This window comes from Betaproteobacteria bacterium (genome assembly GCA_016720065.1).
Taxonomy (GTDB): domain Bacteria; phylum Pseudomonadota; class Gammaproteobacteria; order Burkholderiales; family Rhodocyclaceae; genus SSSZ01.
In genome coordinates this window covers 861,998-878,858 of the sequence record JADJXY010000002.1, presented here as the reverse complement: position 1 = coordinate 878,858, position 16,861 = coordinate 861,998, and the positions used below count along the sequence as shown (strand labels likewise).

Below are 16,861 nucleotides of genomic sequence, written 5' to 3'. Positions count from 1 at the left end.
ATGAGCGACCATTGGGAGCAGTTCCCCTGCACGATTGGAGACCATTCGGCCTTCATTGCCTATGACCACGGCGTGAGGGCTGATCTCGAATCGTTGTCATTCGAATTCTTTGCGCGTTTCAACGTGGCCTTGCTCGCCCCAGATGATCGCGGCCTGCCGCACGGAGATGAGTTTTTACACTTGAACGCAGTCGAGGACTTTCTTTCCGACCAATTCCAGCCGAGCGACGGACTTCAGGTTGGCCGCGTCACAACGAATGGCTATAGGTATTTTTGCTTCTACACGTCGCTAAGCGCGCCAGCTTGCATGGCTCTGGCGAAGACTGCTGGTTCTCTTCATGGTCATCGGATTGAGCTATTTCACGAGCTAGACCCCCAGCGGTCGCATTACTGGAACGACCTGTTCCCGACAGATGACGACTGGCAAGTTGTTCTGGACTTACGCGTTCAGAACGCACTGGTGAAGGAAGGTGATTCTCTTCAAACACCACGTCCTATCGAGCACTGGGCTTACTTCAAAACTGAACCCCAACGCGCTGCATTCATCGCTAGCGTCAAGGATGTTACTAACTTTTCAGAAAGCATTGTCACAAACATGATAAAATATGCTAATGAAATGCAAAAGAACTACCGACGGTCGTAAGCACGGCCGAGCCGCCCTGCCGGTGATGCGGCAACAGGCGATCAAGGCCATCCGTGAGGGGCAGGACGTGAACAGCGTTGCCGCCGCCTACGGCGTCAATGTGCGCAGTGTCTTTCGCTGGCTGGCCGATTTTGCCAACGGTGGGCAGAACGCGCTGTTGTCCAAGCCGATTCCGGGGCGCCCGCCGAAGGTAAGCGCGGATGAAATGCGCTGGCTGGCCCAGGCGGTGAAAGACCATACCCCGCTGCAATTCAAGTTTGCCTTTGGTCTGTGGACGCTGTCGCTGATCGCCGCGCTGATCGAACGCGAATTCGGCAAGAAGCTCTCGCTGGCCTCGGTCAGCCGCATCATGAAGCTGTTGGGCTTCTCGGCCCAGAAGCCGCTCTACCAAGCATGGCAGCAGGATGCGACCCTGGTGCGGGCCTGGGAAGCGGAAATCTACCCGGCGATCCGTGCCGAAGCCAAGGCCGCCGGAGCGACGATCTACTTTGCCGATGAATCGGGCATCCGTTCCGACTACCACACGGGGACGACCTGGGCGCCGGTAGGCGAGACCCCGGTGGTGGAAGTGACCGGGCGCCGCTTCTCCCTGAACATGATCTCGGCCGTCAGTCCGCAAGGCGAATTCCGCTTCATGCTGCACGACGGCACGGTCAATGCCGAAGTCTTCCGGGAATTCCTCAAGCGCCTGCTGATCGGGGCTGAAAAGCCGGTGTTCCTGATCGTAGATGGTCATCCGATCCACAAGGCGAAACTGATCAAGACCTTCGTCGAGGCCCAGAACGGCAGGCTCAAGCTGTTCTACCTGCCGCCGTACTCGCCCCAGATCAATCCTGACGAGCAGGTCTGGGCACACGTGAAACGCCAGGTCGCCCGGCAACTGGTGCAGTCCAAAGACGAGATGAAGCGGTTGGCCCTCGGGGCCCTGCGCCGAATCCAGAAGTTGCCCGGGTTGGTGAAATCCTTCTTTCGCCAGCCCGAGTGCCAATATGCCGCTGAATGACATTGTTTATGCAAAGGTTAGTATCGAAAGCATTGAGCTCTATGAAACACCCGATGCGAAGGGTGGCCCATTCACCGCCAAACTTAGTCACGTTGGCCTGCCAGACTACCGCTCAATGAATAGAACTACGCTTCAGCTTAGCCGCGCCGCTCGTGAGAATGGCGGAGAGTACGACGGTTGGGAAACTCAAGTGTGCAAGCAATGACGCCGAACATTCCAATCCACCGGACCTCCGGCAAGCTGCGCTTGCCTGCGTCCGGTGATTTTCAACGTTGGGCCTCATGAAACACGCTATCCGCATCGACTCTTACTTCTCTCTGCCAACCGACTTGGCAGCGGAATTTGGAAGTTATCCTGAGTTTCGTGGTGGTGTCGGCTACAGCGTCGACCTACAGTCGGAACATGAAACCGTTACTGTCCGTCTTCGTCCCGCTGAAGACGACGACTGTCAACATGTGGTTGTCGCAGGCGAAGGTGAAGGTCGACTGTTCAACGCCGTTCTTGGCGGCGTCGTTCGCGCCTTGTCAATCCACAGTGACAACGTCCAAGTCTGCAATTGGAGCGCCGATTGAGGCCCAACCCATCCGTCGAGAGGGACCGCCGGCAAGCTGCGCTTGCCGGTACCCTCCGCGGCTTCGCCGCTCCGGCGGCCCCTCACGTCAGACGTTGAGGCTGTAGAAAAACCCCCAAACCGCTGCCAGTCCTGGCAAAATCACACAATGTCGAATGCATTTCGTGGAGGCGGGAATGGCGCGATTCAAGCCGGTGCATAAGGGGCTGAAACTGTTGCCGGTCGATTTCGACCAGCAACTCGTTCCCGGCACCTTCGAGCATGCCCTGAACTACCTGGTGGATCACGAGCTTGACCTCTCGGCCCTGGAAGCCCGCTACCGCAATGACCAGCAGGGCGCCAGCGCCTATGCCCCAGCGGTACTCCTCAAGGTCGTGCTGCTCGCCTACAGCCGGGGCATCGTCGGCTCCCGTCGGATCGAAGCGGCCTGCCGGGAGAACGTCGTGTTCATGGCGCTATCCGGTGATTCCCAACCCCATTTCACCACCCTGGCCGCCTTCGTCGCCAATCTGGGCGACCTGGCCGCCCAACTCTTCGCCCAGGTGCTGACCATCTGCGATCGCCAGGGACTCATCGGTCGGGAGATGTTCGCCATCGATGGGGTGAAGCTCCCCAGCAACGCGAGCAAGACGAGGAGCGGCACCCGGGCGGATTTCCTGCGCCGGGCCGAGAAGATGGAGGCCGCGGCGAAGAAGATGCTGGATCGCCACCGCGAGGCCGATGCCGGCGGCAACGGCGGACCTTCCGACCGGGAGGCTCGGCAACTGGCCCGGCTGCAGGCGGAGGCCAAGAAGAACCGGGAATGGCTCACTGCCCACCCCAAGGATCGCACCGGCGCCAAGGGCGCCGTGCGGCTCTCCAACCAAACCGACAACGAGTCCGCCAAGATGGCCACCAGCAAGGGGTCATCCAGGGTTATACCGGGGTGGCGGCGGTGGATGCGCAGGCCCAGGTCATCGTCGATGCTCAGGCCCACGGCACCGGTTCCGAGCAGGAATTGCTGCTGCCGGTGGTGGAGGCGACCCGATCACTGCGTACGCCGGAGACGCTCATCACCGCCGATGCCGGCTATCACAGCGAGGCCAATCTGAAGGCCTTGGCCGAGGCCGCCGTCCCGGCCCTCATCGCCGATGCCGGCATGCGCCAGCGGGACGAGCGCTTTCAGGACCAGGGCCGCCACCGGGCCAAGCCTGATCCGCTCTACGACAAGGGCAAGCCGCCGAAAGCAGCCAAGCGCTTCCGGCCGGCCGATTTCGACTACGACCCCGAGGCGGGCACCTGCCTCTGCCCGGCGGGCAAGGCCCTTTACCAGAACGGGTCGAACTGCATCCACAACGGCCACCTGGCCCACCAAGTTCTCGGCGCCCAGCGGGACTGTGTGCCCTGCGAACTGCGGGCGCGATGCCTGAGAACCCCGGAGAAGACCCTGGTCCGACAGGTCTGTTTCTTCCGGGGCAAGGCGCCCGGCGCCACGGAGAGCCATACCGACCGGATGAAGCAGGCCATCGACAGCGAGGAAGGCCGACGCCGCTATGGCCGGCGTTTCGCCACCGTGGAGCCGGTGTTCGGCAACGTGCGGGGCAACAAGCGGATGGATCGTTTTGCCCTGCGGGGGCGCGCCAAGGTGGATGGACAGTGGAAGCTCTACTGCGTGGTCCACAACATCGAAAAGCTGGCCCACCATGGGTACGCCGGATGAGGATCAGCCGATGAACGGCCCGCGTGACTTCTCCCCAATCTCCCAAGCACCGCCTTCCGGCCCCCGCCGCTGGCTCGCGATCAGCATTTCCACCGCTTCACCCCGGATTCCAACCGGCCGCCACCCGCCTGCAAAAAATCCTGCCAATGCGGGGCAGGGGTTGGAAAAATGGGTTTTTCTACAGCCTCGTTAGGCGTCGCACATGCCCTCTTCCGCTTCCCATCAAGCAGATCCGCCAAGCCGACGTAGCTTTCTACAGACGTTCGCCGGGTCGGTCACACTAGCCGCGACGACCCCGCTCGCTGCAGTAGCTGTTGTCGGGGACCTGTACGTCAATCACCGCGTTGGCTTGGCCTTCCGTAGACCCGCCGGTTGGAAGTATGAACACCTCCAGACCTTCGCCGACATCCGCAACGAGTACGAGTACGCCACGGCAGACCCAGAACTTCTGACACTGCTGAAGCAGGGGCCACTGCCTGCTGTCGTGGTGTCACAGACCTCTGTTCTTCGGTCGCTGGGCAGTTCAATCACGGTATACATGGAGGAGAACCCGCTTGAGCCGAGCGAGACTCTGGCGTCAATTTCGCATGAACTCATTCGGGGCGTTAGTGGCTTTGTCAAAGACTTCCGGCTGCTTGGCAAACCTGCTATTGGACGAGTGTCTGGCCGTGAGGCGTTGGAGTACTACTTCACCTTCCAGTACCAAGATCGCCTTGGAAACAGCGGGCCTGTCCGGCACCGCACGCTCTCGATACTTGGACAGTCGCTGCTGTACTCGTTCAATATGCTGGACATCCCCGCTGATCGGATTGACTCGCAGGCGGAGTTCGACTCGGTCCGCCAGTCCATCGTGCTTGCGTGAGAGCGACGCCTAACCCCTCGTTCAACCGGACCCGCTACGGCAAGCGCCGTAAGCCTGGTCCGCGGCACATGGTGCATCATCGCGTACCAGGCTTACGGCGCTTGCCTCCGCGGGCCGGTTAACTCGAACGTTGAGGCTGTAGAAAAACCCCCAAACCGCTGCCAGTCCTGGCAAAATCACACAATGTCGAATGCATTTCGTGGAGGCGGGAATGGCGCGATTCAAGCCGGTGCATAAGGGGCTGAAACTGTTGCCGGTCGATTTCGACCAGCAACTCGTTCCCGGCACCTTCGAGCATGCCCTGAACTACCTGGTGGATCACGAGCTTGACCTCTCGGCCCTGGAAGCCCGCTATTGCAACGACGAAGTCGGCGCCAGCGCCTATGCGCCAGCGGTACTCCTCAAGGTCGTGCTGCTCGCCTACAGCCGGGGCATCGTCGGCTCCCGTCGGATCGAAGCGGCCTGCCGGGAGAACGTCGTGTTCATGGCGCTATCCGGTGATTCCCAACCCCATTTCACCACCCTGGCCGCCTTCGTCGCCAATCTGGGCGACCTGGCCGGCCAACTCTTCGCCCAGGTGCTGACCATCTGCGATCGCCAGGGACTCATCGGTCGGGAGATGTTCGCCATCGATGGGGTGAAGCTCCCCAGCAACGCGAGCAAGACGAGGAGCGGCACCCGGGCGGATTTCCTGCGCCGGGCCGAGAAGATGGAGGCCGCGGCGAAGAAGATGCTGGATCGCCACCGCGAGGCCGATGCCGGCGGCAACGGCGGACCTTCCGACCGGGAGGCTCGGCAACTGGCCCGGCTGCAGGCGGAGGCCAAGAAGAACCGGGAATGGCTCACTGCCCACCCCAAGGATCGCACCGGCGCCAAGGGCGCCGTGCGGCTCTCCAACCAAACCGACAACGAGTCCGCCAAGATGGCCACCAGCAAGGGGGTCATCCAGGGTTATACCGGGGTGGCGGCGGTGGATGCGCAGGCCCAGGTCATCGTCGATGCTCAGGCCCACGGCACCGGTTCCGAGCAGGAATTGCTGCTGCCGGTGGTGGAGGCGACCCGATCACTGCGTACGCCGGAGACGCTCATCACCGCCGATGCCGGCTATCACAGCGAGGCCAATCTGAAGGCCTTGGCCGAGGCCGCCGTCCCGGCCCTCATCGCCGATGCCGGCATGCGCCAGCGGGACGAGCGCTTTCAGGACCAGGGCCGCCACCGGGCCAAGCCTGATCCGCTCTACGACAAGGGCAAGCCGCCGAAAGCAGCCAAGCGCTTCCGGCCGGCCGATTTCGACTACGACCCCGAGGCGGGCACCTGCCTCTGCCCGGCGGGCAAGGCCCTTTACCAGAACGGGTCGAACTGCATCCACAACGGCCACCTGGCCACCAAGTTCACCGGCGCCCAGCGGGACTGTGTGCCCTGCGAACTGCGGGCGCGATGCCTGAGAACCCCGGAGAAGACCCTGGTCCGACAGGTCTGTTTCTTCCGGGGCAAGGCGCCCGGCGCCACGGAGAGCCATACCGACCGGATGAAGCAGGCCATCGACAGCGAGGAAGGCCGACGCCGCTATGGCCGGCGTTTCGCCACCGTGGAGCCGGTGTTCGGCAACGTGCGGGGCAACAAGCGGATGGATCGTTTTACCCTGCGGGGGCGCGCCAAGGTGGATGGACAGTGGAAGCTCTACTGCGTGGTCCACAACATCGAAAAGCTGGCCCACCATGGGTACGCCGGATGAGGATCAGCCGATGAACGGCCCGCGTGACTTCTCCCCAATCTCCCAAGCACCGCCTTCCGGCCCCCGCCGCTGGCTCGCGATCAGCATTTCCACCGCTTCACCCCGGATTCCAACCGGCCGCCACCCGCCTGCAAAAAATCCTGCCAATGCGGGGCAGGGGTTGGAAAAATGGGTTTTTCTACAGCCTCGTTAGGGGCAAACCATGCGTACTCACCATGCCACGCTAGTTGCAATTTCTTTGACGCTGTTCGGCACCACGACGGTTTGGGCCGATGACACCCACATCAACAGAGATTGTGATAACGGCGCCCCTATGCTTGAAGTCAATCATTGTGCCAGCTTCAAGTTTGCCGAAGCGGACGCTGAAATGAACGAGCTATACAAAGAAAAATTGGCAAGCGCCAAATCACCCGCTAGTAAGAAGCGCTTCCGCGACGCTCAACGCGCATGGCTCACGTTCAGAGATAAGGTTTGTCTATATGAAGCCGGCCTAGATAATGAATCCGGCTCTATATGGCCATTTCATCAATTTGGTTGCATGGAGTTCTATACAAAGAGACGCATTGATGACTTTAAGGTATATCTCAAGTGCACAACGGATGACTGCCCCTAACGAATTAGGTTAGATCGTGATCGCGAAGCGAGCCACGATCTGAACCGGTTGTTGAACAAGCCCGGATCGTTTCCCTGGAAATACCTTGTTGTTCCCCTGGCCGGAGATGGGTGGGGTGGCCTGCCCTGGGGGCTGGGCTTTCCGGAGGCTTACGTGTCAATCAAGGCGCCGCCGGCAGCACGATCTGATCGCTGCGCTCCGCGCCGGCGGTGAGGGAGCGGCACAGGGCGACGAATTCCTTCGCCGCGGCGCTTTGCCGTTTCTGGCGGTGCCACACGAAGTGGAAGCCTCTGCGGAGGTCGAGTTGCGGGCATTCCAGAGGGACCAGGCTGCCGCGCCGGAAGGCGTCGCGCAGGGCGAGGCGGGAGATGCAGCCGACGCCCAGGCCGGCTTCCACGGCGCGCTTGATGGCTTCTGTGTGTTCCAGTTCCATGCGCACGGTCAGGGCGGAAAAGCGTTCCCGCAGGGCCTGTTCCACCGCCTGGCGGGTGCCGGAGCCGGCTTCGCGCAGGATCCAGGGTTGGCGCAGGAGCGCGTCCAGGGGGATGGCGCCCTGGCCCGCGAGGGGATGGTCGGGGCGGGCGAAGACGACCAGTTCGTCGTCCACCCAGGGTTCGGTGAGGACCGCTCCATCATTGCACTGGCCTTCGATGAGGCCCAGATCGAGGTCCAGGTTGGCGACGTCGTGCACGATGGTGGCTGTGTTGCGTACTTCCAGATGGACCCGGCTGTCCGGGTGGCGGGCCAGGAATTCCGCCACCACGAGCACGGCGAGGTAATTGCCGATGGTCAGGGTGGCGCCGACCCGAAGGCGACCGAAACCGGCGCCGCCGGCCAGGAGGTCTTCCAGTTCCCCGGCCTGATCCAGGATGGCCACCGCCCGGGGCAGAAGTTGGGTGCCCAGGGCATTGAGGCGCAGGGATTTGCCGATGCGGTCGAAGAGCAGGGCGCCGAATTGCCGCTCCAGTTCGCCCAGGGCGGTGCTGGCGGCGGACTGGGAGAGGGCGATGGCCTGGGCGGCGCGGGAGAGACTGCCTTCCCGGGCGGTGGCGACGAAGACTTCGAGTTGACGGTAGCTATGGTGCATATCGATTTTGTGGATTATTTGTATCGATATTATCCGATTGTCCGATCGATTGCGAAGTCCTAGAGTGGGGGCGTTTTCCATCCTCTCCTGGAGCCTGCCATGGCCCCCTACGGCATCGAAGAAGTCCTCGGCGTCCATCACTGGAACGACGGCCTGTTCAGTTTCCGCACCACCCGTTCCCCCGGGTTGCGCTTCGAGAACGGCCAGTTCCTCATGCTGGGGCTGGATGTCGGCGGCCGGCCGGTGACGCGGGCCTACAGCGTGGCCAGCCCCAATTACGCGGACTACCTGGAGTTCTTCAGTATCAAGGTACCCGACGGCACTTTCACCACCCACCTGCAGAACGTGCAGCCGGGGGACCCCATCCTGGTGGGGCGGCGGCCGACGGGAACCCTGGTGCTGCGGGATATCCTGCCCGGCCGCCGTCTCTTTCTCTTTGCCACGGGAACCGGTCTGGCGCCCTTCCTGAGCGTGATCCGCGATCCGGAAATCTACGAGCGTTTCGAAACCGTCGTCCTGGTCCATGGCGCTCGCACGGTGGCTGAACTCGCCTACCGGCATTTTCTCAACGAGAGCCTGCCGCAGCAGGACTTCATCGGCGAGGCGGTGCGGGAGAAGCTGATCTACTACCCCACGGTGACGCGGGAGTCCTTCCCCAACCAGGGGCGCATCACCGAGCTGCTGGAAAGCGGCAAGCTCTTCTCGGACATCGGCCAGCCTGCCCTGAACCCGGTGGAGGACCGCGCCATGCTCTGCGGCAGCCCCGCCATGCTGGCCGATTGCCGCGCCTTGCTCGACGGGCGCGGATTCCGCATGTCCCGCCACATCGGCGATGCGGGCGACTACGTCATCGAGCGGGCCTTCGTCGAGAAATAGGGCGGGGCGCCAGTCGGCCGCTCATAGGCTGTGAAATTTTCGGGCGCGCCCGAGCGGTGTGCGCAAGTGTGCGCGATCAAGGCGCAAAGCACCGCCATAGCTCGGGCTATGGCGAGCATTTGCAACGCCGAGCGGGCGCAGTTGCGCATGACGAGCGGGGGTGAACGAAATTTTCACAGCCTCTCAGAGAAGGAACTCGATCTCGGTCTCATTGGCGCCCGCCACCCGCCGGTAGCGGAAGGCATGGGCCATGGTGCGCAGGACGTTGAGGCCGTAGCCGCCGACCCGCAGTTCGTCCGGCACCTGGGGCCGGGTAAGGCTGGTGTCGAAGGGGGGGGCCGCGTCACGGTAACGCAGGGTCAGCCTGCTGCCTTCCATCGAAAGGGCGAGGCTGACTCGGCTATCGTTCTCGGCGCCGAAGCCGTGCTCCAGGGTATTGGTGAACAACTCTTCCAGAGCGAGTTGCAGGCGTTGCACGGGAAGCCCCGCGAAGCCCGCCGCGGCGGCCCAGGCGTCCGTCGCAGCGACCAGGCGCGGGAACTCTGTCCAGCGCGCAGGAACCGAAATTTCCGTAGAATGGCTGCCCATGCCTCGTGTATTCCGGGAGAGAGCCATGATTAAAACACATTGCCTGGTAGCCGTGCTTTTTGCCCTGCCGGCCTTTTCGCTCCAGGCCGGCGAATACGCCGGCCGCATCAAGACCAGCCGGGGCGACGTCACCGTCGAACGGGGCGGCGTGCGCATGCCGGCTCCGGCGGGGACGGCGGTAGAAGTCAATGACCGCCTGCGCACCGGCCGGGACGGCGTGATGGGCCTGACCCTGCGCGACAACACCCAGTTGTCGGCGGGCCCCAACGCCTTCTTGGTTCTCGACCGCTACGTCTTCGACAGCACGACCCACGCCGGCGAGCTGGAAGCGACCGTCCAGAAGGGCAAGGTCGCCGTGGTCTCCGGCAAGCTGGCCAAGGAATCGCCCCAGTCCGTGCGTTTCCGCACGCCGACCTCGATCCTTGGCGTGCGGGGAACCGAATTCATCATCGACGTGAGCGGGTCCGCGGAGGAGTCGCCATGATGCACGGCCGGATGGCTTTGACCGCAGCGGCCCTGGCCCTGGCCGGCTGCGCCAGCGAGCGCGTGGTGCTCCTGCCTTCCTCCGACGGGCGCCCCAGCGAAGTGGTGGTGACCTGGAACGGGGTGGAACAGCGTCTCGACCGTCCCTACGCCGCCACGGTGCGCCGTCCCTTCGTGCTCTCCCGCGCCGAGTCTTCCGCTGGCGAGGTGGGCGAATCCTATGGCGCCACCCTGGCGGCCCTGCCGGAACGGCCGGTGAGCTTCCTGGTGTATTTCCTGGAGGGGTCGGACACCCTCACGCCGGAATCCCTGGCCAGTTTCGAGCGCGTCAAGGCGCAGATCGCCGGCCGCGCCGCACCGGACGTGCAGATCATCGGCCACGCCGACCGGGTCGGCAACCTGGCCGATAACGACGCCCTCTCGCGCAAGCGGGCAGAAGCGGTGCGTGAAGCCCTGGTGGCCGCCGGGGTGAAGGAAGAACTCATCGCAGTGGCCGGCCGCGGCGAGCGCGATCCCCTGGTGCCCACCGCCGACGAAGTGCCCGAACCGCGCAATCGGCGGGTCGAAATCAGCGTTTACTGAAAACCGCTTCCGGGGCCGTTCCAGCGCAGGGCCAGGAGGGTGAGGTCATCGGCGGCGGGGCGCCCCGCCTCGAAGCGGCGCACGTCGTCGCGGATGGCGGCGACGGCGGTGGCCGGATCGGCATCCGCCGCAAGGCGGGAGACGGCAGCCAGCAGCCGGAAGCTCCCGTAGAAACGTTGCCCGTCCTGGGCTTCGGTCACCCCGTCGGTGAATAGGCAGACCAGATCGCCCGGCTCCAGGCTGCGGCGTGCGGCGACGAAGGGGTAGTTGCCGCAGGCGCCCACGGGCGGGCCGCAATCCTCGCCCAGGTCGAGGCGCAGGAGTTCATGACCACGCTTGAGGATGGGCGCATCGTGGCCGGCGCAGACGCAGGCGAGTTCTCCGGTTTGCAGATCGAGGACGGCGACGAAGGCGGTGACGAAAAGCATTTCCGGATTGTGGCGGGAGAGCTCGACCTCCGCCTGGCGCAGGGCGTCGCCGAGATCCGGCACCCGGCGCACCATGGCTCCCGTGAGGGTCTTGGCGATGGTCATGAACAGGCTGGCAGGCACCCCCTTGCCGGTCACGTCGCCGATGGCGATACAGGCGTGGCGGGAATCCATGGCGAAACATTCGTAGTAGTCGCCGCCCACGGCCCGGGCCGGTTCGAGCAGGGCCGCGACGGTGAGGCGGGAATCCCCCGCAAAGACCGTCGCCGGATCGGGCAGGAGCCCCATCTGGATGCGCCGGGCGGCGTCGAGTTCGCCGGCCACCCGGGCGGCGGATTCGCGACTGGCGTTGAGTTCCGCCTCGGCCTGGCGACGTCTCTGGTCGGCTTCGACCAGGCTGTTGCCGATCAGGGTGATGAAGATGGGGTTGAGCAGGGTGACGATGGTGGCGGAATCGAACAACCAGTTGCCCCAGCGGAAGGCCACGAAGCCCGCCAGGGTGAGCAGGGTGGCGGCGAGGGCGCCGAGTCCCGCGGCGTAGGCGGGGCGCAGGACGGGGACAGCCAGGATGAGGCCGATGCCAAAGGCCACCAGGGCGGCGAGTTCCAGGCGCGCCATCCACCAGGGGCGGCGCAGGGAATCTCCGGTGAGCAGGCTTTCGATGACCTGGATATGCACGTCGACGCCGGGGGTCTTCTCTCCCAGGGGATTGACGACGTTGTCGAGCAGGCCGAGGCCGGTGAAGCCGACGATCACGTACTTGTCGTGCAGCATTTCCAGGTCGGCGTCGCCCGCGAGCAGCGCGGCTGCCGAGACGTGGCGGTCGTGCGCCGGCCGCCCGAAATGCAGCGCCAGATCGCCATTGGGGAGGGTTTCGAGGCTATGCCCCTTGACGCGGATTGCCGTGATTCCGTGGCTATCCGTTCTGACGTCCAGAATGGGCGAGCCGGTGCCGAGACGCACCAGCTCCACGCCCAGGGTGGCGAGGCGCGATGGCCCTACTTCGGCCACCAGGGGCACCCGACGCAGGACGCCGCGCTCCACCTCCCGCCCGGACTGATCCGGCGGCGCGTTGATGAGGGCCAGACCACCTGCCGCCTGCTCCAGCAGGTCGATGCTGCCTATGGCGGCGGGGAAGGCCGGCAGGGCGACGCCCGCGTCGAAGCCCCGCAGCACGAGACTCCTCGCCGGGACGTGGGTTCCGGGCCCCGCATCCGACTCGCCGCTGAGGGCCAGAACCGTTCTGCCACGGCCCAGGGCTTCGGCCAGGGCAAGGTCGGGATCGGGCAGGGAGCCCAGAACCCGGGCCGGCAACTGGGGGTAGCGGCGGGCCAGGGCCTCCGGCCCGAGACGGTCGGGCTCGGCGAAGAGGATGTCGAAGCCCACCGCCTTGGGCTGGGCCTCCAGAATGCGATCCAGGAGTGTCGCCATGAGATCCCGCGGCCAGGGCCACTGGCCATGGCGGGCGAGGCTTGCCTCGTCGATATCCACCAGGATCGCCACCGGATCGGGGCGTTCGCGGGGAAAGACCCGCTGATAGCTGTCGAATAGAAGGTGGCGCAGGGGCAGGAGCGGGGCCTGGTCGGCCTGCACCACCAGCAGGACGGCTACCCCGAGGAAGGCGGCGGCGAGGCTGCGGCCCCGTTGAGCAAGGAAAAAGCGTGCGAGGGCGCCCGCCGTCACAGCTCCACCGTCAGCCCATCGTAGGCGGACAGCACTTCCAGGGGCCGGCGGTCTTCCCGGGTGATTTCCTCGAAACGCCGGGTCTCGGCCAGGAGTTTCTGCAGACGGGTGTCGTCGTGGATCGGCTCGTGGTGGAAGAGGGCGAGGCGGCGGACGCCGGCCGCGAGACAGAGCTCCACCCCGACCACGTTGCTCGAATGCCCCCAGTCGGCCTTGACCGAGGCGGCCTCGGCCAGGGAATACATGGCGTCAAAGACCACCAGATCGGCCCCGCGGAAGAAATCGACGAACCCCTGGCGTTCCGCGGCGTCTTCCAGTTTGTGCTCGGAATCGGTCGAATACACCACGGCCTGGCCGAAACGCTCGAAGCGGTAGCCATAGGAATCGCCGCCGTGGAGCTGGCGCTTGGGGGTCACGTTGAAGCCGGCGATCTGGTGCGCCTGGTCGGGAAGCAGGGTGTCGAATTCGATGGTGGCGCCCAGGGTCTCGAATCCGACCGGGAAACAGGGCTGGGCGAACTGCAGGCGCACCGCTTCCTCCATTTCCGCATGGCAGCCGTGGATGACGATGCGGTTGCCCGGAATGTAGGCCGGGGCGAAGAAGGGAAAGCCCATCAGGTGATCCCAGTGCAGGTGGGACAGGAAGATGTGGTAGAGCTGAGGCCGCGCTGCACCATAGGTGGCCATTTTGGACTGACCCAGGGGCCGGACGCCGCTGCCCAGGTCGCAGACGATGTGCTCGGCGCCCCCGCCCACGATTTCGACGCAGGACGAGTGGCCGCCAAAGGTGCCGGCGGTGGCGAAGGGCAGGCTATCGACGAAGGCTGAAACCGCGGCCGTATCCGGCAGATCGCGACCCCGGGCGGCGATGAGTGCGGCGATGATCTTGGCCCGCAGGTCGGCGGCGGTGAGTGCGACGGGCATGGAGCCCCGTGTCCCCCAGAAGACGACCCGCATCATGCGCTCAATTGGGCGCAGCCCGTGTCGACGTCCAGGTAGCAGGGCATCATCAGGTTGAGGCGGGCGATGGAGAAGACTTCCTGCACCAGGGGCTGCAAGGCGGCCACGGCAAACTTTCCCCCCTGGGCATTGGCCGTGCGGGAAGCGACCACCAGGACCCGCAGCCCCATACTGCTGATGTACTCGACTCCGGAAAGATCGAGCAGCAGGGGCGGCCCCCCCGCCCGGCAGCCCTTGAGGAGCGGTTCCAGGCTGGCGTCGAGGCGCGGCGCGCTGGCGTGGTCGATACGCCCCTGGGGCGAGGCGACCGTGACGCCGGCCACGACGCGGACGGGCAGCAGGGCAATCCTGGCCTCGCTCATGGCCGATCGCTCGGGAAAGTTCGCCACGACAGGCGGGAATACGGGTGCAGGAGCATGGGGGCTGGCCAAAAGAAGGTTGGCCGATTATGCCAAGGGGCCCGCCGGGCGGAAAGGGGGCGGACGTGCGAAAATGGCGCCCCGCAACGCCGAGTCGTCGGTCCATGCCATTCCCCGCACCGCTTTTCTCCTACCGCAAATTCTGGGCGCACCGCTTCGGTCCGGCGCCCTTCCTGCCCATGAGCCGGGCGGAAATGGAGGCTTTGGGCTGGGATTCCTGCGACGTCATCCTGGTGACCGGCGATGCCTATATCGACCATCCCAGCTTCGGCATGGCCCTGGTGGGGCGGCTGCTGGAGGCTCAAGGCTTCCGGGTGGGCATCATCAGCCAGCCGGACTGGCACTCGGCGGCGGATTTCAAGCGCCTGGGCAAGCCCAATCTGTTCTTCGGGGTGACCGCCGGCAATATGGATTCCATGGTCAATCGCTACACCTCCGACCGCAAGATCCGCACCGACGACGCCTACACCCCCAACGCCGAGGCCAACAAGCGCCCCGACCGGGCGGTGACGGTCTATGCCCAGCGCTGCCGCGAGGCCTTTTACGGCACGCCGGTGGTGATCGGCTCCATCGAGGCCAGCCTGCGCCGCATCGCCCACTACGACTACTGGTCGGACAAGGTGCGCCGTTCCGTGCTGCCGGACGCCAAGGCCGACCTGCTGCTGTTCGGCAATGCCGAGCGGGCGCTGGTGGAGGTGGCCCATCGTCTGGCCAAGGGCGAGGCCATCGAACAGTTACGCGACATCCGCGGCACGGCCTTCATGGTGCGGCCGGGCTGGCGGCCTTGCGACGAATGGGAGGAACTGGACTCCACGGCGGTCGACGCGCCGGGACCGGTGGGCCATCACCCCGACCCCTACGCCATGACGCCCGCCACGTCAGCTCCGGCGGATGCCGGACAAGCCCAGGTGGTGCGGCTCATGAGCCGCGACCAGCGCCTGGCCGCCCGCCGCGACCGCCGTGCCCATACGGTCGTGCGCCTGCCGTCCTACGAGGCGGTGAAAGACGACCCCGTCCTCTACGCCCACGCCTCCCGCACCTTCCATCTGGAATCCAACCCCGGCAACGCCCGGGCCCTGGTGCAGGCCCACGGGGAGCGGGATGTCTGGCTCAATCCACCCCCAATCCCGCTGACCACCGAGGAACTGGACCGGGTGTACGAGCTGCCCTACGCCCGCCGCCCCCATCCGGCCTACGGCGAGGCCAAGATTCCAGCCTGGGAGATGATCCGCTTTTCGGTCAATATCATGCGCGGCTGCTTCGGAGGCTGCACCTTCTGCTCCATCACCGAACACGAGGGGCGCATCATCCAGAGCCGTTCGGAAGCGTCCGTGCTGCGCGAAATCGAGGAAATGCGGGACAAGACGCCGGGTTTCACCGGCATCGTCTCCGACCTGGGCGGCCCTACGGCCAACATGTACCACCTGAAGTGCAAGGACGAGAAGATCGAGGCCGCCTGCCGCCGGCTCTCCTGCGTCTACCCCGACATCTGCGAGAACATGGGGACCGACCACGATCCCTTGATATCGCTCTACCGCAAGGCCCGCAGCCTGCCGGGGGTGAAGAAGGTACTGATCGGCTCCGGCCTGCGTTACGACCTGGCCGTGCGCTCGCCGGAGTACATCCGGGAGCTGGTCACCCACCACGTGGGCGGCTATCTCAAGATCGCGCCGGAGCACACCGAGGCCGGGCCCCTGTCCAAGATGATGAAGCCGGGCATCGGCGCCTACGACCGCTTCAAGCAGCTTTTCGAGCGTTTCTCGCGGGAGGCGGGCAAGGAACAGTACCTGATCCCCTATTTCATCGCCGCCCACCCGGGAACCACCGACGAGGACATGCTCAACCTGGCGCTATGGTTGAAGCGCAACAACTTCCGCCTGGACCAGGTGCAGACCTTCCTGCCCACGCCCATGGCGCTGGCCACCACCATGTACCACACCGAGCGCAACCCGCTGAAAAAGCTGCAGCGCCAGGGCGGGGAAAGCGTCGGCGCCGTGCGCAACGCCCGCCAAAGGAAGCTGCACAAGGCCTTCCTGCGCTACCACGATGCGGAAAACTGGCCCCTCCTGCGTGACGCCCTCAAGGCCATGGGGCGGGCCGACCTCATCGGCAACGGCAAGAAGCACTTGATCCCGGCCTGGCAGCCGGCAGGGACGGGCCTGCCCGCAGGCCGCACGACGCCCGTCAGGCCTCAGCGGGGCGCAGGATCGACGCGCTCCAGGGCACCCGCGAAATAGTTGAGGAGCAGGCCGCCCAGCAGCCCGGCGGGAACCATCAGCCACAGCACGTAGAGGGGCCGCAGGGCGGCCAGGAGTCCCGTCCCGTCCACGAAAATTCCGAGCAAGGAAAACACGCCCAGCCCGAGAAGCGCCGCCGCCGCGATACGCAGCGCTTCGACCCGGCCGCTGCCGGAGGCGTAGAGCGGCAGCCCGAAGGCCAGGCAGACCGTAAAGAGGAGGCCCATCACGAGCGGATCGGCTTCGACGGCGGCGACGAAGGGCAGGGCGACCAGCAGTGCGCCGGACAGGACGCCGATCAGGAAGACGAGCAAACCGATGAGTCGGGCGGCGGTCATGGCAATCTCCGGGGGTGGCGGTGCAGGGCAATCTAGCACCCAGCGCGGGACGCGGT

Annotated in this window: 17 protein-coding genes and 1 pseudogene; 12 read left to right on the top strand and 6 right to left on the bottom strand. The window is 65.0% G+C overall.

Going from position 1 to position 16,861, the window contains the following annotated elements:
• From IPM73_07375 to IPM73_07340, 8 genes and pseudogenes are all read left to right on the top strand, one after another.
• The gene (locus IPM73_07375; protein MBK8917855.1) at window positions 1–642 is read left to right on the top strand and encodes a DUF695 domain-containing protein; all 642 of its coding nucleotides are present in this window, start codon (window positions 1–3) and stop codon (window positions 640–642) included.
• Window positions 611–1,645 carry an IS630 family transposase gene (locus IPM73_07370; protein MBK8917854.1) on the top strand — a complete coding sequence of 345 codons (1,035 nt, stop codon included), beginning with the start codon at window positions 611–613 and terminating at the stop codon, window positions 1,643–1,645. The genes IPM73_07375 and IPM73_07370 overlap by 32 nt, the downstream gene beginning before the upstream one ends.
• Window positions 1,632–1,850, top strand: coding sequence for a ribonuclease E inhibitor RraB (locus IPM73_07365; protein ID MBK8917853.1), 219 nt, complete (start codon window positions 1,632–1,634; stop codon window positions 1,848–1,850). Before IPM73_07370 ends, IPM73_07365 begins: the two co-directional genes overlap by 14 nt.
• 76 nt (window positions 1,851–1,926) lie before the next feature.
• Window positions 1,927–2,217, top strand: a complete 291-nt coding sequence (locus IPM73_07360) for a hypothetical protein (GenBank protein ID MBK8917852.1) — start codon at window positions 1,927–1,929, stop codon at window positions 2,215–2,217.
• 175 nt (window positions 2,218–2,392) lie between these two features.
• Window positions 2,393–3,915, top strand: a pseudogene (locus IPM73_07355) (IS1182 family transposase).
• 202 nt (window positions 3,916–4,117) lie between these two features.
• On the top strand, window positions 4,118–4,777 hold the full coding sequence (locus tag IPM73_07350) for a hypothetical protein (protein MBK8917851.1): 660 nt from the start codon (window positions 4,118–4,120) through the stop codon (window positions 4,775–4,777).
• Between the two features lie 211 nt (window positions 4,778–4,988).
• Window positions 4,989–6,512 carry an IS1182 family transposase gene (locus IPM73_07345; protein ID MBK8917850.1) on the top strand — a complete coding sequence of 508 codons (1,524 nt, stop codon included), beginning with the start codon at window positions 4,989–4,991 and terminating at the stop codon, window positions 6,510–6,512.
• Window positions 6,513–6,714: 202 nt separating this feature from the next.
• Window positions 6,715–7,125, top strand: a complete 411-nt coding sequence (locus IPM73_07340) for a DUF1311 domain-containing protein (protein MBK8917849.1) — start codon at window positions 6,715–6,717, stop codon at window positions 7,123–7,125.
• Between the two features lie 160 nt (window positions 7,126–7,285).
• Here the strand turns inward: IPM73_07340 and IPM73_07335 are convergent, their stop codons facing one another.
• Window positions 7,286–8,212 (bottom strand): LysR family transcriptional regulator, encoded by a 927-nt coding sequence (locus IPM73_07335; GenBank protein MBK8917848.1) that lies wholly within the window; start codon window positions 8,210–8,212, stop codon window positions 7,286–7,288.
• Window positions 8,213–8,311: 99 nt separating this feature from the next.
• Between IPM73_07335 and IPM73_07330 the strand changes: the two genes are divergently transcribed.
• Window positions 8,312–9,088 carry a ferredoxin--NADP reductase gene (locus IPM73_07330; GenBank protein MBK8917847.1) on the top strand — a complete coding sequence of 259 codons (777 nt, stop codon included), beginning with the start codon at window positions 8,312–8,314 and terminating at the stop codon, window positions 9,086–9,088.
• A gap of 183 nt (window positions 9,089–9,271) precedes the next feature.
• Here IPM73_07330 and IPM73_07325 read toward each other — a convergent pair whose 3' ends face one another.
• Window positions 9,272–9,676: an ATP-binding protein gene (locus IPM73_07325; protein MBK8917846.1), complete on the bottom strand. Its 405-nt coding sequence runs from the start codon at window positions 9,674–9,676 to the stop codon at window positions 9,272–9,274.
• 25 nt (window positions 9,677–9,701) lie between these two features.
• Here IPM73_07325 and IPM73_07320 point away from each other — a divergent pair, with 25 nt between their 5' ends.
• Together IPM73_07320 and IPM73_07315 are read left to right on the top strand one after the other, a co-directional pair.
• Window positions 9,702–10,160 (top strand): FecR domain-containing protein, encoded by a 459-nt coding sequence (locus IPM73_07320; GenBank protein ID MBK8917845.1) that lies wholly within the window; start codon window positions 9,702–9,704, stop codon window positions 10,158–10,160.
• Window positions 10,157–10,741 (top strand): OmpA family protein, encoded by a 585-nt coding sequence (locus IPM73_07315; GenBank protein MBK8917844.1) that lies wholly within the window; start codon window positions 10,157–10,159, stop codon window positions 10,739–10,741. The genes IPM73_07320 and IPM73_07315 overlap by 4 nt, the downstream gene beginning before the upstream one ends.
• Here IPM73_07315 and IPM73_07310 read toward each other — a convergent pair.
• Genes IPM73_07310 through IPM73_07300 form a run of 3 tightly spaced genes read right to left on the bottom strand, consistent with a single transcriptional unit; the run spans window position 10,735 to window position 14,173 of the window.
• A complete protein-coding gene (locus IPM73_07310; protein MBK8917843.1) occupies window positions 10,735–12,852 on the bottom strand; it encodes a CHASE2 domain-containing protein in 2,118 nt (705 codons plus the stop codon). The two genes, IPM73_07315 and IPM73_07310, sit on opposite strands and share 7 nt — an antisense overlap.
• Window positions 12,849–13,808, bottom strand: coding sequence for an MBL fold metallo-hydrolase (locus IPM73_07305; GenBank protein ID MBK8917842.1), 960 nt, complete (start codon window positions 13,806–13,808; stop codon window positions 12,849–12,851). The genes IPM73_07310 and IPM73_07305 overlap by 4 nt, the downstream gene beginning before the upstream one ends.
• Window positions 13,808–14,173, bottom strand: a complete 366-nt coding sequence (locus IPM73_07300) for an STAS domain-containing protein (protein MBK8917841.1) — start codon at window positions 14,171–14,173, stop codon at window positions 13,808–13,810. Before IPM73_07300 ends, IPM73_07305 begins: the two co-directional genes overlap by 1 nt.
• Window positions 14,174–14,334: 161 nt before the next feature.
• Between IPM73_07300 and IPM73_07295 the strand changes: the two genes are divergently transcribed.
• A complete protein-coding gene (locus tag IPM73_07295) occupies window positions 14,335–16,467 on the top strand; it encodes a YgiQ family radical SAM protein (GenBank protein ID MBK8917840.1) in 2,133 nt (710 codons plus the stop codon).
• On the opposite strand, the gene IPM73_07290 is transcribed toward IPM73_07295, so the two are convergent.
• Window positions 16,422–16,805: a hypothetical protein gene (locus IPM73_07290; GenBank protein ID MBK8917839.1), complete on the bottom strand. Its 384-nt coding sequence runs from the start codon at window positions 16,803–16,805 to the stop codon at window positions 16,422–16,424. The two genes, IPM73_07295 and IPM73_07290, sit on opposite strands and share 46 nt — an antisense overlap.
• Window positions 16,806–16,861 lie beyond the last annotated feature (56 nt).

Coding starts and splice junctions, on each gene's coding strand:
- IPM73_07295 (MBK8917840.1), top strand. CDS start 14,335: ATGCCATTCCCCGCACCGCTTTTCTCCTACCGCAAATTCTGGGCGCAC.
- IPM73_07350 (MBK8917851.1), top strand. CDS start 4,118: ATGCCCTCTTCCGCTTCCCATCAAGCAGATCCGCCAAGCCGACGTAGC.
- IPM73_07365 (MBK8917853.1), top strand. CDS start 1,632: ATGCCGCTGAATGACATTGTTTATGCAAAGGTTAGTATCGAAAGCATT.
- IPM73_07300 (MBK8917841.1), bottom strand. CDS start 14,173: ATGAGCGAGGCCAGGATTGCCCTGCTGCCCGTCCGCGTCGTGGCCGGC.
- IPM73_07305 (MBK8917842.1), bottom strand. CDS start 13,808: ATGCGGGTCGTCTTCTGGGGGACACGGGGCTCCATGCCCGTCGCACTC.
- IPM73_07375 (MBK8917855.1), top strand. CDS start 1: ATGAGCGACCATTGGGAGCAGTTCCCCTGCACGATTGGAGACCATTCG.
- IPM73_07360 (MBK8917852.1), top strand. CDS start 1,927: ATGAAACACGCTATCCGCATCGACTCTTACTTCTCTCTGCCAACCGAC.
- IPM73_07315 (MBK8917844.1), top strand. CDS start 10,157: ATGATGCACGGCCGGATGGCTTTGACCGCAGCGGCCCTGGCCCTGGCC.
- IPM73_07330 (MBK8917847.1), top strand. CDS start 8,312: ATGGCCCCCTACGGCATCGAAGAAGTCCTCGGCGTCCATCACTGGAAC.
- IPM73_07290 (MBK8917839.1), bottom strand. CDS start 16,805: ATGACCGCCGCCCGACTCATCGGTTTGCTCGTCTTCCTGATCGGCGTC.
- IPM73_07320 (MBK8917845.1), top strand. CDS start 9,702: ATGATTAAAACACATTGCCTGGTAGCCGTGCTTTTTGCCCTGCCGGCC.
- IPM73_07340 (MBK8917849.1), top strand. CDS start 6,715: ATGCGTACTCACCATGCCACGCTAGTTGCAATTTCTTTGACGCTGTTC.
- IPM73_07370 (MBK8917854.1), top strand. CDS start 611: ATGAAATGCAAAAGAACTACCGACGGTCGTAAGCACGGCCGAGCCGCC.
- IPM73_07335 (MBK8917848.1), bottom strand. CDS start 8,212: ATGCACCATAGCTACCGTCAACTCGAAGTCTTCGTCGCCACCGCCCGG.
- IPM73_07325 (MBK8917846.1), bottom strand. CDS start 9,676: ATGGGCAGCCATTCTACGGAAATTTCGGTTCCTGCGCGCTGGACAGAG.
- IPM73_07345 (MBK8917850.1), top strand. CDS start 4,989: ATGGCGCGATTCAAGCCGGTGCATAAGGGGCTGAAACTGTTGCCGGTC.